The sequence below is a fragment of the Paraglaciecola chathamensis S18K6 genome (assembly GCA_000314955.1).
In the GTDB taxonomy this organism is placed as follows: domain Bacteria; phylum Pseudomonadota; class Gammaproteobacteria; order Enterobacterales; family Alteromonadaceae; genus Paraglaciecola; species Paraglaciecola chathamensis.
Window position 1 is genome coordinate 52,937 of the sequence record BAEM01000002.1, and the last position, 16,772, is coordinate 69,708.

The 16,772-nt window shown below is 45.3% G+C and carries 19 protein-coding genes; 11 read left to right on the top strand and 8 right to left on the bottom strand.

The features are described 5' to 3' along the window. Positions 1-170: 170 nt before the first annotated feature. The 5 genes from GCHA_RS00255 (at position 171) to GCHA_RS00270 (ending at position 3,909) form a co-directional block, all read left to right on the top strand. Entirely contained in the window at positions 171-1,508 is a 1,338-nt protein-coding gene (locus tag GCHA_RS00255) for a magnesium transporter (protein WP_007983859.1), read from the top strand. 235 nt (positions 1,509-1,743) lie between these two features. Next, the gene (locus GCHA_RS22335; protein ID WP_007983861.1) at positions 1,744-1,920 is read left to right on the top strand and encodes a DUF1328 family protein; all 177 of its coding nucleotides are present in this window, start codon (positions 1,744-1,746) and stop codon (positions 1,918-1,920) included. 176 nt (positions 1,921-2,096) lie between these two features. Further along, a complete protein-coding gene (locus GCHA_RS00265; RefSeq protein WP_007983864.1) occupies positions 2,097-2,645 on the top strand; it encodes a BON domain-containing protein in 549 nt (182 codons plus the stop codon). Between the two features lie 80 nt (positions 2,646-2,725). Then, positions 2,726-2,887 carry a hypothetical protein gene (locus GCHA_RS22965; RefSeq protein ID WP_007983866.1) on the top strand — a complete coding sequence of 54 codons (162 nt, stop codon included), beginning with the start codon at positions 2,726-2,728 and terminating at the stop codon, positions 2,885-2,887. Positions 2,888-2,976: 89 nt separating this feature from the next. Beyond that, a complete protein-coding gene (locus tag GCHA_RS00270) occupies positions 2,977-3,909 on the top strand; it encodes a GGDEF domain-containing protein (protein ID WP_007983868.1) in 933 nt (310 codons plus the stop codon). A gap of 70 nt (positions 3,910-3,979) precedes the next feature. On the opposite strand, the gene purD is transcribed toward GCHA_RS00270, so the two are convergent. From purD to GCHA_RS00300, 6 genes are all read right to left on the bottom strand, one after another. Then, complete coding sequence (purD, locus tag GCHA_RS00275; protein ID WP_007983870.1) at positions 3,980-5,269, bottom strand: phosphoribosylamine--glycine ligase; 1,290 nt, start codon at positions 5,267-5,269, stop codon at positions 3,980-3,982. Positions 5,270-5,370: 101 nt separating this feature from the next. Continuing rightward, positions 5,371-6,177, bottom strand: a complete 807-nt coding sequence (locus GCHA_RS00280) for a class I SAM-dependent methyltransferase (protein ID WP_007983872.1) — start codon at positions 6,175-6,177, stop codon at positions 5,371-5,373. Positions 6,178-6,331: 154 nt separating this feature from the next. Further along, positions 6,332-7,942 carry a bifunctional phosphoribosylaminoimidazolecarboxamide formyltransferase/IMP cyclohydrolase gene (gene purH / locus GCHA_RS00285; protein WP_007983874.1) on the bottom strand — a complete coding sequence of 537 codons (1,611 nt, stop codon included), beginning with the start codon at positions 7,940-7,942 and terminating at the stop codon, positions 6,332-6,334. A gap of 100 nt (positions 7,943-8,042) precedes the next feature. Then, the gene (gene fis / locus GCHA_RS00290; protein WP_006991173.1) at positions 8,043-8,336 is read right to left on the bottom strand and encodes a DNA-binding transcriptional regulator Fis; all 294 of its coding nucleotides are present in this window, start codon (positions 8,334-8,336) and stop codon (positions 8,043-8,045) included. Between the two features lie 29 nt (positions 8,337-8,365). Beyond that, a complete protein-coding gene (gene dusB / locus GCHA_RS00295) occupies positions 8,366-9,367 on the bottom strand; it encodes a tRNA dihydrouridine synthase DusB (protein WP_007983882.1) in 1,002 nt (333 codons plus the stop codon). Positions 9,368-9,637: 270 nt separating this feature from the next. After that, positions 9,638-9,943 carry an Mpo1-like protein gene (locus GCHA_RS00300; RefSeq protein ID WP_007983884.1) on the bottom strand — a complete coding sequence of 102 codons (306 nt, stop codon included), beginning with the start codon at positions 9,941-9,943 and terminating at the stop codon, positions 9,638-9,640. A gap of 177 nt (positions 9,944-10,120) precedes the next feature. Between GCHA_RS00300 and GCHA_RS00305 the strand changes: the two genes are divergently transcribed. Further along, complete coding sequence (locus GCHA_RS00305) at positions 10,121-10,966, top strand: tetratricopeptide repeat protein (protein ID WP_007983886.1); 846 nt, start codon at positions 10,121-10,123, stop codon at positions 10,964-10,966. A gap of 87 nt (positions 10,967-11,053) precedes the next feature. On the opposite strand, the gene GCHA_RS00310 is transcribed toward GCHA_RS00305, so the two are convergent. Further along, on the bottom strand, positions 11,054-11,938 hold the full coding sequence (locus GCHA_RS00310) for a LysR family transcriptional regulator (RefSeq protein ID WP_007983888.1): 885 nt from the start codon (positions 11,936-11,938) through the stop codon (positions 11,054-11,056). 135 nt (positions 11,939-12,073) lie between these two features. On the opposite strand from GCHA_RS00310, the gene GCHA_RS00315 reads away from it, so the two are divergent. The 5 genes from GCHA_RS00315 (at position 12,074) to GCHA_RS00335 (ending at position 15,906) form a co-directional block, all read left to right on the top strand. Next, on the top strand, positions 12,074-12,724 hold the full coding sequence (locus tag GCHA_RS00315; RefSeq protein ID WP_007983891.1) for a peroxiredoxin-like family protein: 651 nt from the start codon (positions 12,074-12,076) through the stop codon (positions 12,722-12,724). A gap of 87 nt (positions 12,725-12,811) precedes the next feature. Further along, on the top strand, positions 12,812-13,495 hold the full coding sequence (locus GCHA_RS00320; protein ID WP_007983893.1) for a haloacid dehalogenase type II: 684 nt from the start codon (positions 12,812-12,814) through the stop codon (positions 13,493-13,495). A gap of 150 nt (positions 13,496-13,645) precedes the next feature. Then, positions 13,646-14,575, top strand: a complete 930-nt coding sequence (locus tag GCHA_RS00325) for an alpha/beta hydrolase (protein ID WP_007983895.1) — start codon at positions 13,646-13,648, stop codon at positions 14,573-14,575. A gap of 27 nt (positions 14,576-14,602) precedes the next feature. Beyond that, positions 14,603-15,190: a pentapeptide repeat-containing protein gene (locus tag GCHA_RS00330; RefSeq protein ID WP_007983897.1), complete on the top strand. Its 588-nt coding sequence runs from the start codon at positions 14,603-14,605 to the stop codon at positions 15,188-15,190. A gap of 368 nt (positions 15,191-15,558) precedes the next feature. Further along, positions 15,559-15,906, top strand: coding sequence for a hypothetical protein (locus tag GCHA_RS00335; protein WP_007983900.1), 348 nt, complete (start codon positions 15,559-15,561; stop codon positions 15,904-15,906). Positions 15,907-16,421: 515 nt separating this feature from the next. Here GCHA_RS00335 and GCHA_RS23110 read toward each other — a convergent pair. Further along, a partial coding sequence (locus tag GCHA_RS23110) for a hypothetical protein (RefSeq protein ID WP_039991875.1) occupies positions 16,422-16,772 on the bottom strand: 351 nt, incomplete at its 5' end.

Below are 16,772 nucleotides of genomic sequence, written 5' to 3' on the forward strand. Positions count from 1 at the left end.
AGGGGGCTCTTGTTAATACGGATTGGTATTAAGTTCTTGTCATAAATCTTGTGACTTTTAGCGCTAGCATTACGTCTATTGTCGTTCATCACGCTGGTAGCGTACTTTTATAAATCCATTTTATTATTATCGCATCATCATTACCTTGCCCATATTGAATAGGAGTCATCATGGCTGAATTACTACCCGAGTTGATTGAAGAAGTCGTATCGGCTCCAGAACGTGGTGAGCAGGATAATGTAATGGCGCTCGTGGCGGCACAAGACACAGATGATGTGGCGTTATTACTTGAGTCATTACCTTTAGATCAAAGGCTTAATGTATGGGACAGCATTCCTAAGCGTCGTCGCTTAGACGTGTTAGTGGCTATGCGTGGCGACCCCCGTGAAACGCTCATTGCCGCCACCGATGTAAGTGAATGGGAAGCCATTTTTTTTGAAGTCGATGCCGAGCAACTGCTGGAATTATCAGATTCATTGCCCAATACCTTGGTGGATAAAGCACTGGACGCGATGGACAAGCAGCAGCGTCAGTACTTCACAGATGCTAGTCAGTTTACCGATGAACAGGTAGGCCATTGGTTAAGCCAAGACCCCCTCGTACTGCCATTGAATGCGAAAGTGCGTGATGCATTGCGCCTAATACGTCGTGACGTACCCACGCATGCTGACACCATATTTTTGGTCAATCGCGCTGGGCAGTTTTCAGAAGCTGTGAAGCTAACGAATGTAATGGGATTACCGGAACATGTTCCATTAGTCGATTTATCCGAAGACGTATTCGACACGATTAATGCCACAGATGAGTTAACCATGGCATCGCTGGCAGTGCAGCGTTCAGGCTTTGCTTCTTTACCGGTAGTGGATGAGCAAAACAAAGTCTTAGGCCGGTTAGATATCACGACCGCTAGCGAATTATTAAACGAGTTTTATGAACGCCAAGTGATGGCGACTGCAGGTATGGATGAAGACGAAGATTTATTCTCGTCGGTACCTAAGAGCGCTAAAAACCGTGCTGTATGGCTCGGTATCAACTTGCTTACGGCTTTTTTGGCGTCTGCCTTTATCGGCATATTCGAAGGGACTTTGCAGCAAGTGGTCGCGCTTGCGGTATTGATGCCGATTGTGGCCAGCATGGGCGGAATAGCGGGTAGCCAAACACTAACGCTCATGATTCGCGGATTAGCGTTAGGGCAGGTGACTAGTTCAAACTTCAAGGCATTACTTAAAAAAGAGCTCAGTGTAGGCGGCTTAAACGGGGTGGTTTGGGCTTTGGTTATAGGGTGTATCGCATATTTTTGGTTTGCTGATCCTATGCTGGGTTTAGTGATTTGCTTAGCGATTTTATTGAACATAATAGCGGCCGCAGCAGCGGGGGTAGTGGTACCGATGATATTGCACAAGCTCGATATTGACCCTGCGCTTTCAGGCTCAGTCATTTTAACCACGGTGACTGATATAGTTGGCTTTGTTGCATTCTTAGGGTTAGGCACTTTGTTTTTATTGTAATTGGTCTAAGAGGATTCTGTGATTCGCATTGTGCCCTGGCTTTTAAGTCCTAACGAGCGTGTAATTATTTCCTACAAATATGCAAAAGCTACAAGCATACACGCTAGTAAATACCGGCTAATCAGTATTGAACGGTGATTATTAATCAATTCTTATGTTGGCACACATGTCGCTTAAGTGGATAGGCTGAAGAGGCATTTACCTCTTTGCTTATTTGGTTTTGAAGGAAGTGTGTATGTTAACTTGGGCCCTAACTTTTTTTGTGCTAGGCGTAATAGCGGCCGTTTTCGGATTTGGTGGTGTGGTAGGCGTTGCAGCCAGCATTGCTAAATTGATTTTCATTATATGTTTGGTGCTGGTGGTTATTTTCAGTGCTTTAGCGTTTAGACAGTACAAGAAGCAAACTAACTAGTTCATCGCGTTTTTATCTCCTTTTAGGACGACGCAGTTCTTACATCAAATAGCGTAATTTTTGCGTTTAGTTACGCAGTCTTCATCTTTTTTGGTAAATAAATCAGTGAGTTATTCTTGGCATTATTCTCGCATTTACCCCGTTGAGAGAATGTGCTGGTTTTCCTGGAGGCAAAGATGAACAAGATATTGCGCAGTTTTACCCTATTTACCGCCTTAAGTGCCGCGAGTATTGGCGTGCACGCCGGAAACTATTGGACGGCAAGCGCTCAAGATGGCTGGATAGACGGCTACGTAGAAGCCACCTTGTTGCTAAGTGGCAACTTAGACGCATCTGGTATTGATACGGATGTGGACGACGGAACAGTAACCCTCAGAGGCAAAGTAGAAACGGATGTTGATAAGGCCTTAGCGCAAGAGCTCGCGCTCGGTGTAGAAGGCGTTATAGGTGTAGAAAATATGCTGACTGTTTTTTCCCCTGGCGACAATGACGATGCTGCGAAGCAACGAAAATTGACAGACGAAAAGGTCGCCACTGTGGTTAAAACGCGTCTGTTGGTGGCGCCTAATGTGACCAGCGCTGATATTGATGTCAATAGCACAAAAGGTGTGGTTGTGCTGCAAGGCAAGGTTAAGAATGACGCTGAAAAGCAACGGGCTACAGAGATAGCCACTAAGGCAAGTGACGTGGAAAAAGTCATCAACAAATTATCGGTAAGTGAGTGATCTCGATTTCAGTTAATCCACTATTAGACTGGCCGAGCAATGCTATAAAAACAATAACCAATGCAGTAAGAGGTAGTATTATGAATAATCAAAATAAGAACGCATATTTCAATTGGTTTGACAAAGTGAACCACCCGCAACCTGAAGATACAGCGCTTGTTGAGCGCTTAGAGCAGGAAAATGCATTATTGAAAAAAATACTCATGCAAAAACAGCAAGAAGGTATTGAAACCGCTGTGTGATTATTGAACAATGAGGTTTCGTTAATGCTGTCTGTTCGTTTCTTCTGTGTCTCAGCGAAATGTAACGGCAAATAACCTAAAGAGCCTCTATGCACAGCCCAGCGACATCCAACGTATTAAAACAAACACTATTAGTGATTGAAGACGATGGTGAGCAACTGGATATGCTGACTGAGCATTTCGCTGATTCGTTTCATCTCCTAGTCAGTGTCAACAATGAAGATGCCCTCAAGTTAACTGTTAATGCGCCAATCGACTTGCTGATGATCAATGCATCATCTAGCACAATCGATTGGCTGTTACTGTGCTCTCGTCTGAAAGAACACCCTCTGACGCTAGATATACCTTTGCTTTTATACGGTAAAAATGTCACGCAAGCGATGATTTTACCTGGCTTAAAAGCAGGCGCCCTGGATTTCATTTCTCTGCCCATCGATTTTGCTATTTTGGATGCAAAAATTCACAACCATATGCAGCTGTCAGCGAAGCTTCGCACTCTGGCGCTTATATCTTGCACTGACGGCTTAACGGGTGTGCCGAATCGCATGCAACTTGATACTACCTTCAGTCGGTTTTGGTACGCAGCTATTCGCGGGCAACATGAGCTGTCAGTGTTAATGATCGACATCGATTTTTTCAAAGGTTTTAATGACAACTATGGGCATGTAGCTGGGGATGAATGCCTTAAGAAAGTGGCTAACGCCATCTATGATAGCTTGCAACGAGAAAGTGACGCCATGGGGCGTTATGGCGGTGAAGAATTTTTAGTGCTGCTACCGTTTACCGATAAAATGGGCGCTGAACTGATTGGCCGCTCGATTTTAACCGCCATTGAAAACCTCGGCATTGATAACAAAGCGTCAACGGTAAACGAGAAGGTCACTGTCAGTGTGGGGGTCGCCACGCTAAATCATAAAGATATTAATGATGACACTTTTAATCACCCAGAGTACCTGATTGAGCAAGCGGATAAACGCTTGTACGAGGCCAAGCATCAAGGGCGTAATCGACTCGTCAGTTAGAAAGACGAAACAAGACATGAAAAAAGCGCCTGTTGGCGCTTTTTTGGGTTTGGCTATGTTCTAGCGTAGCTTATTGCTCACGTGCAATAGCGCGGTAAGCTATGTCGTTGCGATAGAACATGCCTTCCCAGCTAATGGTGTTTGCCAGCTCATAGGCGCGCTGTTGGGCCTGTGTTACTGTTTCACCTAATGCTGTGGCACATAACACGCGGCCGCCATTGGTAGTGACTTGCCCATCAACCTCTTTGGTGCCTGCATGAAACACTTTGGCGCTTACATCTGCGCTATCACTCAAGCTTAGACCAGAGATGACATCACCCTTATTATAGGCTTGGGGGTAACCGCCAGCCGCAAGCACAACACCGACTGCTGCCCTAGGGTCAAATTGAGCAGTAGCTTGGTCAAGTTTGCCTGCAACGGCAAGTTGAATCAGTTCCACTAAATCAGATTGTAAGCGCAGCATAATGGGCTGTGTTTCAGGGTCGCCAAAACGGCAGTTGTACTCAATCACCTTGGGTGTGCCATCAGCCATAATCATCAAACCGGCGTATAAAAAGCCATGATAATCATTACCTTCGCTTGCCATACCTTCTACTGTTGGGTAGATCACTTCATTCATTACGCGCTGGTGAATTTCATCGGTTACCACTGGAGCTGGCGAATATGCGCCCATGCCGCCTGTGTTTGGCCCAGTGTCACCATTTCCAACACGTTTGTGGTCTTGGCTGGTGGCAAAAGGGAGTACATTCTTACCATCAACCATGACAATAAAACTGGCTTCTTCACCGTCTAAGAATTCTTCGATCACCACACGGCTACCTGCATCACCAAATGCATTACCGGCTAACATGTCGCGCACCGCCTCTTCGGCTTCTGCTAATGTCATGGCGACAATCACACCTTTACCTGCGGCTAAACCGTCCGCTTTAATAACGATGGGCGCGCCTTTTTCTTGCAAGTATGCGATTGCAGGCTCGATTTCAGTAAAATTTTGATATTCAGCCGTCGGAATTTTATGACGGGCCAAAAAGTCTTTGGTGAATGCTTTTGAACCCTCAAGTTGAGCTGCAGCTTTGCTTGGACCAAAAATCGCTAAGCCTTCTGCTTGGAACGCATCAACCACGCCAAGCACCAAAGGCACTTCAGGGCCTACTATAGTCAGTTCAACGGCGTTTTGTTTAGCGAAGGCCACAAGCGCTTCAATCTCTTCAACGTCTATCGGGACGTTCTCAAGTTTAGGTTCAAGAGCTGTTCCCGCGTTACCAGGCGCTACATAGACGTGGCTGACACTGTCAGACTGGGCGGCTTTAAAACCTAGAGCATGCTCGCGGCCACCGCCGCCAATTATCAATACTTTCATGAAATTCGCTTTTCTATTGGGTTAACAAATGGGCTATTTATTAAAACGCCGCTCAGTAAGGCGGCGTTTCTAGGGGCTAATCGTTAGCCTGAACGGTTAAGTTACTTTACGAACTTTAACGTCATGCGATTACTCTCGCCAATTCTCAGATACTTAGCTTGGTCTTTTTCACCTAGGCGTAAGCTCGGGGGAAGGGTCCACACGCCTTTTTCATGTTCACCGCTGTCTAGTTTATTGGCATTGATGTCACTTTTGCCAGCTAGGGTAAAGCCGGCTTTTTCGGCTAATGCGATAACGTAAGACTGTTTCATATAACCCGAACTTTGCTGTAAAGCACTGCTTTGAGACTCACGTAAGCTGTGCTCAACCACGCCAAGCACACCGCCGACCTTTAGCGCTTTGTAAAAGGCTTTAAATGCGTTCTCTACGCCTTCATCACCGTCTTGCATATACCAGTTGTGAATATTGCGAAAAGTGAGCACACGGTCAAGGGATTCAGCAGGGGCAAAATCAGTGGCTTTCATTGGGTGAAAAGTAGTGACCTTAACGTTCTGATAGCTTTTAAGGGCAGTGACTTTTTGTTCAAACTGTTCACGAGATTTTTTGTAAAACTCGTTAGTGTTTTCATCAACGTAGAAATGCGCTGCATAAAACTGGCCTTTCTCTTTGAGTAACGGAGCCAGAATATTGCTGTACCATCCACCGCCTGGAGATATTTCAGCCACGGCCATATCTTCTTGTACTTCGAAGAAACGCAATGTTTGTTGAGGGTGACGGTATTCGTCTCGCAATCTTTGTTCAGTAGGGCGTCCTTCATCAGCTAAGGCATCAATCAGTGCATCGGCTTGAACAAAAGGTGACGCTAACAAGGCAACGGAACAAATTAACTGAGTAGCACGTTTAAACATGAGCAAATCCTATAATGGGTCATTAGACCAAAGTAGTGTAGCGTTTTTTTATACAACACTGAATAACATCTGCTGTAAATCCGCAACGTAAGTCTACGCGAGACAGCCAAGCAGGATGTCAAAAATATCGTGCTTGACTGGCTGCATTTGGTGATTAATGACGGAAGTGGCGCATTCCAGTGAAGACCATAGCAATACCATGTTCATCAGCGGCAGCAATCACTTCGTTATCACGCATTGAACCGCCAGGCTGTATGACAGCACTGATACCAGCAGCGGCTGCGGCATCGATGCCGTCACGGAATGGGAAGAACGCATCAGAGGCCATCACAGAGCCTTCCACTTGTAAGCCTTCATCTGCGGCTTTAATACCGGCGATTTTCGCAGAGTAAACTCGGCTCATTTGCCCAGCGCCCACACCGATTGTCATACTGTCCTTGCAGTACACAATTGCGTTAGATTTAACGTACTTGGCAACTTTCCAGGTAAACATTAGGTCTTTTAGCTGTTGCTCTGTGGGCTGAACTTTACTGACCACGGTCAGATCTTCCATATCGACCATTCCAAAATCGCGCTCTTGCACTAATAAACCACCATTGACACGTTTAAAGTCGTAACCTTCGGTTAACTGACCTTGCCAATCGCCACAGGCCAATAAACGCACGTTCTTTTTCGCTGCAACGATTGCAATTGCTTCGTCGCTAACGGTAGGGGCAATAATGACCTCCACGAATTGACGGTCAACAATTGCTTGCGCCGTTGGGCCATCTAACTCGCGGTTAAACGCAATAATGCCGCCAAATGCTGAAGTTGGATCTGTCTGATATGCGCGGTTATACGCTTCAAGGATATTCTCGCCTAGTGCTACACCACATGGGTTAGCATGTTTGACGATAACGCATGCTGGCTCAGCAAATTCTTTTACGCACTCTAATGCAGAGTCGGTATCTGCGATATTGTTGAAAGACAACGCTTTACCTTGCAACTGAGTTGCGGTGGCAACTGACGCTTCTTGTATGTTGTTTTCTACGTAGAACGCAGCCTCTTGGTGGCTGTTTTCACCGTAGCGTAAATCTTGTTTCTTGCTCATTTGTACATTAAAAGTACGAGGGAAAGCGCTATGAACATGCTCGCAGTCGTCTGCGCAGTCATCACCATGCTCTTCGGATTCTATCATCGCACCGAAGTAGTTGGCGATCATACCGTCGTACTCAGCAGTGTGTTCAAATGCTGCAATCGCTAAGTCAAAGCGGGTGCTCGCCTTCACAGAACCATTGTTGGCTTGCATTTGTTCAATCACGCGCGCGTAGTCTTTTGCGTTGACCACGATCGTTACATCGTTATGGTTTTTAGCTGCCGCGCGAACCATAGTTGGGCCACCGATATCAATGTTTTCAATCGCATCTTCAAGGCTGCAATCATCATTGGCTACCGTTGCCGCGAAGGGATACAAGTTAACCACAACCAAATCGATAGGTTGAATGTTGTTTTCAGCCATTACGGCTTCGTCTTGGCCACGACGAGCAAGAATACCGCCATGAATCTTAGGGTGAAGGGTTTTCACGCGCCCATCCATAATTTCAGGGTGCCCAGTGTAAGCAGACGCTTCAGTAACGGTTAGACCACTATCCGCTAATAATTTCGCTGTACCGCCGGTAGATAAAAGCTCAACGCCTTGCTCGGCTAAGAAAGTGGCAAATTCAACGATGCCAGTTTTGTCAGATACGCTAAGTAAAGCGCGGCGAATAGGTTTTTGAGTCGTCATAGTGTGTTTATCTTCTAAAAAGGGATTAACAATGATGCCAGGGGCGTGCAGTATAGCGCATACAAAAAGAGCACCCTAGGGTGCTCTTTCAATTTTTTTCTTAGTTCATGCCGTACTGTTTAAGCTTCTTACGTAGCGTACCACGGTTGATGCCTAACATGATTGACGCGCGGGTTTGGTTGCCGCGAGTGAAGGTCATGATTTCTTCTAACATTGGCGCTTCAACTTCGGCCATTACTAGTTCATACAAGTTTTCAATATCTGTGTTGTCTAGTTGCTTAAGGTACTTATTCACAGCTTGTTTTACAGAGTCACGTAAAGGCTTTTGCGCCTGCGTTTGTGAAGGAGTCGTTACCGTAGTGGTAAAAGGAGAAGTTACATTTTGCTCGAACATATACAATCTTGCTCTTTAGTTAGTCATCGTTAGGCAGCAGGTGATACGAGGTGACTCGTAGGTTCGCCTGCCAAGTGGTCAAAATAATGTGCCAATGTATCGAGTTGCTCTGCAGCATCGTCAATCCCATTGAACTTGGCTCGGAACCGCCGCTCACGGTCATGTTCCGCTAAATACCAACCCACATGCTTGCGGGCAATCCGCGCTCCCTTTAATTCACCGTAAAATTGGTGAACATTAGCCACATGCGAGAGTAAAACATCACGCACTTCACTTAGCGGGGGCGAGGGTAGTATTTCGCCAGTTTGCAGAAAGTGTTGAATTTGGCGAAAAATCCAAGGGTTACCTTGAGCTCCTCGACCTATCATCAACGCATCTGCTTTGGTGTACTCCAACACGTGTTTTGCACTGTGCACGCAGGTAATATCACCATTGGCAACGACGGGTATCGACACAGCCTGTTTAATGGCTTTAATGGTGTCGTACTCAGCGTTGCCTTTGTACATACAGGCCCGGGTGCGACCATGAACTGCTAAAGATTGAATGCCGTTTTGTTCGGCGATCTTTGCAATCTGCACCCCGTTGCGATTATCCGTATTCCAACCTGTGCGTATTTTCAACGTTACCGGTACCTGCACTGCTTCGACCACAGATTGAACGATTTGCTCAACCAATTGTGGATCTTGCAGTAGTGCCGAACCCGCCAACTTCTTATTTACTTTTTTTGCCGGGCACCCCATGTTGATATCAACAATTTGAGCGCCGTTATCCACGTTAAACTGAGCCGCCTGAGCCATTAATAATGGATCGGCGCCAGCAATCTGAACCGCGCGAATCCCTTTTTCACCAACATGATCCATACGCTGCTTAGATTTATTTGATCGCCACACGTCAGGATTAGACGACAGCATTTCAGACACTACCAAGCCGGCACCCATGCGTTTGCATAATTGCCGAAAAGGCCTGTCTGTTACGCCTGCCATGGGCGCCAGAATCAAATTGTTTTCAAGCTTGTAAGGACCAATCTGCATAATTCAAAACGCGAAATCGCGCAAAAACTGTCCGGTTTGCAAAAAAGGGCGGCAAGTTTACGGTTTTTTTACAGTCTTGAAAAGGCTATATTTTGAACAAATTGTTAGTTTTTTTGACGTTTTGGGCTTGACACTTATAGAACAAGGCAAATCACAGGGACTGTGCGGAAACGCAGGGTATTATTTAAGCTGATGTGTAAATTAATTGTAGTGAAGATGGCAAGGTTTGTTACATACAAACCTTACTAATAGTGGGGATAAGGCGCTTTTTTAAAATTTAATCTTGCCGGTGAGAATATCTTTATACATGACCCAATCCCCTAAGAAACTATAAAACGGATACGTAAACGTTGCAGGCTTATTGTGTTCGAAAAAGAAATGCCCAACCCAAGCGAAGCCGTAACCTAAAATAGGCAATAACCACAAGTACACCAATTGTCCCGTGAACAGAGCGTAAAAGAGAGTGAAAATAATCAGCGTGGACCCCACAAAGTGCAAACGACGACAGGCGCTATTTTGATGCTCACTCAAATAATAAGGATAGAAGTCGGCAAAGCTCTGATATTTCTGCGTCATGTGGTTTCCACTTCATTATATGTTCTAATAAAATAGGACGTTAGCACGGGTGCAGTTCAGCGAATTGTCCAATTGGCGACAATTACCATTTTTTCGGTTGCCTCAACAATAATTCGCCGCTTGAGTTTGGCACAAACGACCCCACCCTTTGTACATCAACAGCATAAGAGATTTAACATGCATAATAGCGTAGACATTAGCATAGAAAACTTTCAGCAAGTGATATTGCAAGAATCAGCCAACAAACTCGTTATGGTTGAATTCTGGGCGCAAGGCTACGAGCCCAGTGAGCAGTTAGCGCCTGTGTTACAAACGATTGCCAGCAAGCAGGGCGAGAACTTATTGCATGCGCGGGTGGATTGCCAGGCGCAGCCGGATATCACCGCGCAATTTGGTGTGCAAAACTTGCCTACGGTAATGCTTATCAAGGACGGCCAGCCAGTAGATGGTTTTGCCGGAGTCGAAAGCGAAGCAAATATTCAAGCCATGCTAGATAAGCATTTGCCTAAGCCTGAAGACGAATTATTTGCCCAAGCGACTGCTATGGCCGAACAAGCAAACTACCAAGAAGCCTTTACGCTGGTTAAACAAGCGTTTGATCTTGATCCGAACCGAGCAGACATAAAGTTACTATTGGCGGATTGCCAAGTCGAAGTCGGGCAGGTGAATCAAGCTAAAGAGCTGCTTGCAACCATAGGCTTGGTGGACCAAGACGGATACTACCGTGCGATTTTGGGCAAAATTGAATTGGCCGAACAGGCAGCTGAGTCACCAGAAATTATAGCCTTGCAGCAAGCACTGGAAAACGACCCAGACAATTTAGCGCTTAAAGTAAAGTTAGCGGTGCAAATGCGCCAAGCCAATCAATTAGAAGAGGCGTTGAGTCTGATGCATTCTGTGCTACTCAAAGATATAAACTTTGAAGATGCTAAAAAACTCATGCTGGATATGATCAACGCTTTGCCAGACGGCGAGCCGCTTAAGTCTCAGTATCGCCGTAAGGTTTACAGCCTGCTTTATTAAAGGCGCTGATTTAAGCATGATAAAAACCGAAATACCAAGACGCAGTGCTTGGTATTTTTTTGCCTGCAGTAAGGTGTTTAAGCAATATTAGCAGTGGCTAAAGGCTTGTTTAACAAAATCATAGAAGGCTTCAGCTTTACGTGTGGCGAGACTGTTCTGCGGGCGCAAGAACCATACTGGCGCCTCAGGTGAAGCGAGTACATTGGGTAATACCTCCACCAATTCGCCACTTGCGATACATTGCTTGATGGCAATTTCTGATTTGATACCGATACCGTGACCCGCACGTAAGGCTTGGGTCATGTTATCCGAGTTAGAAATGGTAAATCGAGTATTACTGTTAAAGGAGAACACATTGCCGTCGTTTTGTAGCAGTTTAAGTTGTTTTTGCCACGGTAAGGCAACAAAGCGATGTGTGCTCAATGATTCAATATCGGTAATGGGCGGGTGCTGCTTAAGGTAATGTGGTGATGCACACAAAATCCGTTTGTTGTTGACTATTTTACGCGCCAACAGGCCTGAACTGGCGAGGGTACCTACTCGAATAGCGACGTCTTGAGCGTCATCCACTACGTTGACAAATTGATCGGTCACTAAAAAATCGAGCACTATGTCTGGGTATTGTTGCTCAAACTGAGCCAACTTAGGCAGAATAAAAATTGAAAAAATCCAAGGGGGTAAAGTCACCCTCAAGCGACCACTGATAGCACTGTCTCTGGCGCCGATAGCAAACTCAGCATCATGTAAGGCGGCCAAAATATCGCCCACGCGCTGGTAGAACTCTTCACCTTCAGCAGAAGGGCGCACGTTACGGCTGTCTCGGTATACTAATACTGTACCTAAAATGCGCTCCAACTTTGATAACCTGTGGCTTACCGTAGCGGGAGAGATGTTCAACGCACTGGCTGCTGATACCACACCTTTGTTTTCTACAATGGCGATGAATGTTTCTAACTCATTGATTGTGTACATGAAGTTTACTACTGCTTTTATGATTCGAAATTATTAAACCATGCTTTTAGTTTTGCCTTCTAGGTTTTATTTTATCTAACCCCATATTTACTCCATATTTGTAAAAATTCACTACTTTTGAATTAGGAGACGACGATGTCGCTACAGGCACAAATTGCCGAATACGATAAACAAAAAAATGCTTCAGCCCCCAAAGAAATTTTGGAGTTGATGGCATCAACGACTCACGAATTAATGGCGGCAGGGCTGGCTAATGACGCACTTCAGGTGGGTGACTATGCGCCTGACTTTAGTTTGCCTAATGTTCATGGTGAATTGGTTACCTTAGCTGAAATGCTTGCCCATGGCCCTGTGGTGTTGAATTTTTATCGCGGCGGGTGGTGCCCATACTGTAATTACGAGCTACGGGCATTCGAAGAAGTACTTGAGCGTATTGAAGAGTTGGGCTCGCAGCTGGTGGCGATATCCCCTGAAACGCCAGATAACTCGTTAACCACCAAAGACAAGAACGAACTCTCCTATGCGGTGCTTTCCGATGTGGGGAATAATGTAAGCAACGATTATGGTTTGGTTTACAGCTTAGATGAGCGATTACGTCCGGTGTATAAAAATTCCGGCGTGGATCTGCCAGCAACCAATGGTGATGATACCTTCAATTTACCCATGCCAGCGACGTACGTAATTAACCAAAGCGGCGAAATTGTTTACGCGTGTGTATCTGAAGATTATACCAAACGTGCTGAGCCGTCTGAGGTCGTGAAAATTCTAACTACACTTGATAACTAACCAGAGCAACTATTTATGCATTTAGCAAAACGAACGCGATTATTATCTCTAACTTTTCTTTTTTTCTCGTTATTAGGAGCAAATTTTATGGCTCAAGCAGCCCCTAAGCCAAAAGTAATTATTTTCGATGTGAATGAAACGCTACTTGATTTAGAAACCATGCGCACTTCTATTGGTGAGGCGCTAGATGGTCAGGAAGAGCTTACAACATTGTGGTTTTCCACGATGCTACATCATTCTCTAGTCACTACCGTCACTGGTGATTATCAGGACTTCGGTAAAATCGGCGTGGCGGCACTGATGATGGTTGCCCAAAATAACGATATTGAGATCACCGAAGAACAAGCTGTGACAGCAATTAAAACTCCTTTGTTGTCGCTCCCTGCTCATCCAGATGTAAAAGCGGGTCTAAAAGCGCTTAAAGAACAAGGCTTCAAACTGGTTAGCCTGACCAATTCGTCAAATAAAGGGGTTGAGACTCAGTTTAAAAATGCCGGTTTAACCGACTATTTTGACAAGCGCATGAGTATTGAAGATATCAAAGTTTACAAACCAGACCTTCGCGCTTATGCGTGGGCACTTGAACAATTAAACATCAAACCAGAGGAAGCCTTAATGGTGGCTGCTCATGGTTGGGATGTAGCCGGAGCTAAAGCCGCAGGGTTACAAACTGCCTTTGTGGCACGCCCAGGTAAGGCGCTTTATCCGTTAGCGCAAAAGCCTGATTATGTCGTAAAAGACTTAAGCGAATTGGTTGAAATACTCAAATAATTTGGTTAAATGCTTAACCTAAAAATGATTAACAAGCCCCCTAACAATTTGCGTTGTTAGGGGGCTTTTTATTTGTATTCTGTGGTTTTGAGTTTTCAACAGCAAAATTGTCTTTATACTCGATGCAGGTCAATCAAAAATAATAACAAGATGCGAAAAATATTAGTGGTGCTACTGACTCTGATAATTGGGCTGGCTATTTGGCTTGGGGTTTGTTTGTATAAAGACAGCCGCAGCACGGGCTTAATGATACTCAATAATGCTATGCGGATTTTAAAACCTACCGCTGTCAATACTGACATTTCTTTTGGGGAGGAAAGCTGGCAAATGCTGGATGTCTACCCAAGTGACCCTACCCACCCAATGGCCCCAGTGATTGTGTTTATTCATGGCGGCGGGTGGAGTTGGGGAAACAAAAGTCTTTATTACTTTGTGGCGCAGGCTTTTGTAGAGCGAGGCTATACGGTTGTTATCCCTGATTACGTGAAATATCCCCAAGGGCGCTTTCCTGCGTTTGTTGAAGACGGCGCGCAAGCGCTCGCTTGGGTTAAAGAGAATATTTCCCGCTATAACGGTAATCCCCAACAAATTTATCTCGCTGGACATTCAGCTGGCGCGCACACAGGTGCGCTTTTGATGACAGATAACCACTACTTGGCTGACGTAGGACTTTCTGTGGCCGACATAAGCGGTTTTGCTGGTATTGCTGGCCCCTATACGTTTACTCCAGATTCAGCCCAATACATTGCCACCTTTGGTAAAGATAATTTCGACGCGATGAAATCGACCAGTCATGTTAATGGTGATGAGCCGCCGATGCTGCTATTACATGGGGCAGGGGATAGCGCCGTGGGCGAGTTTAATCAACAGCAACTCGCCGATGCGATGCGAACCGCTGGCCGACCAGTGCAAACGCGCTTATACAGCGACACGATTAATCACATCAGTATATTACTCAAGCTGCATCCGTGGTTTGCAGATGAGGTGGATACAGGGCAAGACGTAGACGAATTTTTTCAATTACTGACGGCGCAGCAATTCAATGAGAAACGCCCTGTCTCACAAGGCTTTGGACAATAGACTCACGCCAACAGGACAAACACAGTGATGGAAAACGAATATTTTGATAGTGACATTGACCTTCAGCACGATTTGGCGAGCCAACCTTGTTGGAATAGCTTGCGTTTTGAACAATGCCGCTTTGAAGGACTTGATTTAAGCCAAGGACAGTGGCGGTTTTGCATGTTTGATGAATGTGAATTCATCAACTGTGATTTTTCTCTGCTTAGTTTGAATAACAGCCAGTTGCACAGTGCAGTGTTTAGCAATTGCAAATTATTAGGCGTAGATTGGACGCAAGCCGATTGGCAAAGCAATTTAGGTAACCCTCCTAAATTCAAAGGCTGCCTTCTTAACTCGGGTTCGTTTTTTGCGCTCTCATTAGGTGCTGCACATTTTATTGATTGCAAAATACATGACGTTGACTTTACCCAAGCAAGTCTAGTTAAGGCTAGTTTTCGCGGTAGCGAGCTTGCTCACACACGTTTTCATCAAAGTGATTTAACAAAAACAGATTTTAGCCAAGCCCATGGGTACCAGATAGACGTTACGCAAAACCGCGTTGAGAAAGCACGCTTTTCTCGAATAGAGGCGCTAGGGTTGCTAGCTTCATTAGGCATAGAGCTAGTTGACTAAGCTGTCCCGCGAGCGCTTGGTCTTTTTTCTAAGGTTTCTACATATATTGTCTAATCGTTAATCAATTTTACGCATGTTATCATTCCGCTCGATTTAGGGTTGGTCAGCTTCAAGTAGATAGTTTTTCATTGAAGCGTGTAAAAATCTCTAAATCTTTCAGGAAGATACAGGCCTATTAATCGTTGATTGTAGGTGTAATAAGCAGTGATGCAGTCGTTTATTCTTTTTATCTTTATGATTTAAAACAGTTTTTAATTTGCTTTTCTCTTTCAGCCTTTTTTAGCGCATCGAAGGTACTGATATTGCAAATACTGTTTTAGTAACAAGGCATTAGCTTTGTTTAACCTACTAACATGAAGAGAGAAACCATGAAAACCTTATTGTCATTGACCACAGTTATAACGTTAGCCGCCGGTGGTTTTCTACTAAGTGCTCAAGCTGATGAAACTGTTTCCACTTCAGGCTCTGCTGTTGTTAATTCGTCTATACCTTTCGAGCTGAAGCAGCTTGCTGCTAAGCTAGAAGATAGTCAGTACGATTTGACTGATCGCAACACTAAGCTTCGTGTGCAACGGGCTTTGCATTATTACGCCGTGGCCCAAAAGCATGCTGATTCGGGGTGGGGGAAAATGGCGGCAGATCAAGCTGACAGAGGTTTGTCTTTGCTTGAATTAAACGGAATGAAGTACCGTGTTAGCACTGAAGTACAAATGTAATTTGTGCTTATTATAGCATGCACTCCGTGCACTTATGAGCTGCGCTCACTAAAGCATGTGCTTCGCTTACAATGGCCTTCGACCACAGAGCATGCACTCCGTGCACTTATGAGCTGCGCTCACTAAAACATGCGCTTCGCTTACCAGCATCCATGCTGGGTTTCAAACCTCATCCATGAGGTTCGAGTAACTCTTTCTTCAACAGCTAAGAAAGAGTCACCAGAAAGAAGCCGCCTCCAGCAAGTCTCTATTCCCTGTGCGTCTTGATTAACGCTGGCCGTGAAAACGCGCTCCCTGCGCGGCTTTCACTTGAATTGCATCCATGCAATTAATCCAGCGTTAGCCTTCGATGCTCGGGGATACTTGAGTCGGAAATAACACATGCGCTACGCTTATTCATGGCTTTCGGCCACTACTGCATGCGCTTTGCTTACTTATGGTCTGCGGTCACTACTACATGCGCTTCGCTTAGCAGCATCCATGCTGGGTATGACAGACCATCCGTGGTCAGCCAGTCACTTTTTCAAAAGACGACAAAGTAACCAAAAAGTCTCTTGCTCCAACAAACTTTCTAATCCGCTAACCGCCGCGCCTTTTTTGTCATACCGGCGTGAGGAAACATCCCTGTAAATCGCACGCCGATCAGGTTCTTCGAAGGCGTTTAATACAAAACTCAGTTTCGACCCATCCTTGGTAGTGCACCCAGCTTCACCATCCATGGTGAATCGTTCACCCGACAGGAGCGCTGCTCCTAAAAGCCTCGGGTTCACCCCTATCTGGCCATCTGACAAGTCGCTGCTGTTATCGGGAAAGTTTGAGTCGCCAATTGATTCGCTGCGCTTACTAAAGCATGCGCTTCGCTTACC

Excerpts from the sequence above, each read along its gene's own strand:
- purD (WP_007983870.1), bottom strand. The coding sequence starts at position 5,269 with ATGAAAGTATTGATAATTGGCGGCGGTGGCCGCGAGCATGCTCTAGGT.
- GCHA_RS00300 (WP_007983884.1), bottom strand. The coding sequence starts at position 9,943 with ATGACGCAGAAATATCAGAGCTTTGCCGACTTCTATCCTTATTATTTG.
- GCHA_RS22965 (WP_007983866.1), top strand. The coding sequence starts at position 2,726 with ATGAATAATCAAAATAAGAACGCATATTTCAATTGGTTTGACAAAGTG.
- GCHA_RS00315 (WP_007983891.1), top strand. The coding sequence starts at position 12,074 with ATGTCGCTACAGGCACAAATTGCCGAATACGATAAACAAAAAAATGCT.
- dusB (WP_007983882.1), bottom strand. The coding sequence starts at position 9,367 with ATGCAGATTGGTCCTTACAAGCTTGAAAACAATTTGATTCTGGCGCCC.
- GCHA_RS00265 (WP_007983864.1), top strand. The coding sequence starts at position 2,097 with ATGAACAAGATATTGCGCAGTTTTACCCTATTTACCGCCTTAAGTGCC.
- GCHA_RS00310 (WP_007983888.1), bottom strand. The coding sequence starts at position 11,938 with ATGTACACAATCAATGAGTTAGAAACATTCATCGCCATTGTAGAAAAC.
- GCHA_RS00305 (WP_007983886.1), top strand. The coding sequence starts at position 10,121 with ATGCATAATAGCGTAGACATTAGCATAGAAAACTTTCAGCAAGTGATA.
- GCHA_RS00330 (WP_007983897.1), top strand. The coding sequence starts at position 14,603 with ATGGAAAACGAATATTTTGATAGTGACATTGACCTTCAGCACGATTTG.
- GCHA_RS22335 (WP_007983861.1), top strand. The coding sequence starts at position 1,744 with ATGTTAACTTGGGCCCTAACTTTTTTTGTGCTAGGCGTAATAGCGGCC.
- GCHA_RS00270 (WP_007983868.1), top strand. The coding sequence starts at position 2,977 with ATGCACAGCCCAGCGACATCCAACGTATTAAAACAAACACTATTAGTG.
- GCHA_RS00255 (WP_007983859.1), top strand. The coding sequence starts at position 171 with ATGGCTGAATTACTACCCGAGTTGATTGAAGAAGTCGTATCGGCTCCA.
- GCHA_RS00335 (WP_007983900.1), top strand. The coding sequence starts at position 15,559 with ATGAAAACCTTATTGTCATTGACCACAGTTATAACGTTAGCCGCCGGT.
- GCHA_RS00280 (WP_007983872.1), bottom strand. The coding sequence starts at position 6,177 with ATGTTTAAACGTGCTACTCAGTTAATTTGTTCCGTTGCCTTGTTAGCG.
- GCHA_RS00325 (WP_007983895.1), top strand. The coding sequence starts at position 13,646 with ATGCGAAAAATATTAGTGGTGCTACTGACTCTGATAATTGGGCTGGCT.
- GCHA_RS00320 (WP_007983893.1), top strand. The coding sequence starts at position 12,812 with ATGGCTCAAGCAGCCCCTAAGCCAAAAGTAATTATTTTCGATGTGAAT.
- fis (WP_006991173.1), bottom strand. The coding sequence starts at position 8,336 with ATGTTCGAGCAAAATGTAACTTCTCCTTTTACCACTACGGTAACGACT.
- purH (WP_007983874.1), bottom strand. The coding sequence starts at position 7,942 with ATGACGACTCAAAAACCTATTCGCCGCGCTTTACTTAGCGTATCTGAC.